At 75.8% G+C, this 1,541-nt stretch carries 2 protein-coding genes and 1 pseudogene; 1 reads left to right on the forward strand and 2 read right to left on the reverse strand.

The genetic code is table 11. The annotated features are described in order from the left end of the window. On the forward strand, positions 1-611 hold a 611-nt coding region (locus E1286_RS48730), incomplete at its 5' end, for an SCO7613 C-terminal domain-containing membrane protein (RefSeq protein ID WP_425464805.1). 4 nt (positions 612-615) lie between these two features. Here the strand turns inward: E1286_RS48730 and E1286_RS47165 are convergent. Together E1286_RS47165 and E1286_RS47170 are read right to left on the reverse strand one after the other, a co-directional pair. Continuing rightward, complete coding sequence (locus E1286_RS47165) at positions 616-1,344, reverse strand: proton-conducting transporter transmembrane domain-containing protein (protein WP_132623932.1); 729 nt, start codon at positions 1,342-1,344, stop codon at positions 616-618. Further along, positions 1,341-1,541 (reverse strand): annotated as a pseudogene (locus E1286_RS47170) (NADH-quinone oxidoreductase subunit M); the annotation flags it as partial. The pseudogene E1286_RS47170 and the gene E1286_RS47165, both read right to left, overlap by 4 nt.

The following is a 1,541-nucleotide window of genomic DNA, read 5'->3' on the forward strand; positions in this document are numbered from 1 at the left end:
GGGTGTCGGTGGTCATGGTCGCCCCGGATCCGGCGTTCCTGTGCGTGGCGCTGGCGTGCTGCGGTGTGCTGGCGCTCGCCGTCGCCCTGCGCCGGGATCGGCGGCGGGCCGTATGGCCGGGGCTGGCGCTGCTGCAGCTCGCCCTGTGGCTGCGGCTGGCGCTCTCCGGCGTGACCGCTCCCGAGGCGTACACGGTGCCGCTGTCGGTGGCCGGGCTGATCGCGGCGTGGCTGGTCAGGCGGCGCGACCCGGGCGTCTCTTCCTGGACGGGGTACGGCACCGCGCTGGCGCTGACGTTCCTGCCCAGCCTGTACGCCACCTGGCACGACCCCGGTTTGGCCCGCCCGCTGCTGCTCGGCGTGGCCGCGTTCGCCGCCACCCTGGCCGGCGCGCGGGCCCGGTTGCAGGCGCCGCTGATCCTGGGCGGGATCGTGCTGGTGGTGACGGCGGCGCAGGAGTTCGCGCCCGCGCTGGCCGCGTTCGTGGGCCAGGGCCCGCGCTGGCTGCCGATCGCGGTGGCGGGCGCGTTCCTGCTGTTCACGGGCGCGACGTACGAGCACCGCCTGCGCGACCTGCGCAAGATCCGCCGTCTGATCGTGAGAATGCGCTGACCTGTCAGGCCGCGAGGAGGGCCGCGCCCGCCGCCACGCCGAGCAGGAGCGAAGCGGCGGCGGCGACCAGCGCGACCGCGCCCCGCCCCACCGGCGGCGGCCCCTCCGCGGCGCCGGCGAACACCGGCCGGATCCAGCGCAGGTAGTAGAAGACGCTGGCCACGGTGTTGACCGCGGCCACCACCGCCAGCCACGCCAGCCCGCCGTCCCAGGCCGCCGCGAACATCAGCACCTTGGCCGCGAACACCGCCACCGGCCGCGACGCCCCCTCCGCCACGTCGGGCACCCAGAAGTGCGCGGGCACTCCCCCGGCCTTGAACAGCAATCCGCCGAGCAGCAGCACCGCGGCCACGGCCGGGGCGCGCACCTGTCCGTACGCGGTGGCGCCCGAGGAGCCGTACGCGAGGGTGACGCCCGCCAGCAGGCAGATGCCGAGGAACGCGCCCATCAGGTAGTACTTCAGCGCCGCCTCGGTGCCGGGAGCGTCCTTGGCGAACCCGGCCAGCGCGTACGCGGGGATGCTCGCCGGCAGGTACGCCGCCACGAGCACGAGCAGGTCCGCCGTCCCCGCCATGAGGATCGCGCCGAGGGCGGCCACCGCCCCCGCCAGGGCGATCGCGTTGATCCAGGCCACCACCCGCTGCCGGTCGCGCGGCACGAACAGCCCGGTGACCAGCCCGGCCACCGCGCCCGTCAGGACCAGCAGTTCGGGGAGGAGGGCGAGGGGGTTCATCGGCCGACCAGCGTCACGACGGCGCGGGCGGCCGGCTCGATCACGTCGAGCAGCCAGCGCGGCGCGACGCCGATGACCAGGGAGAGGGCCAGCAGCGGCGCGATCGCGGCCAGCTCATGGGGGCGTACGTCGCCGACCCGGCCGGTCAGCTCGCCGGGACCTCCGAGGAAGGCCCGATGCAGCATCCGCAGCAGCAG

This window comes from Nonomuraea terrae, assembly GCF_004348995.1.
GTDB classification, from domain to species: domain Bacteria; phylum Actinomycetota; class Actinomycetes; order Streptosporangiales; family Streptosporangiaceae; genus Nonomuraea; species Nonomuraea terrae.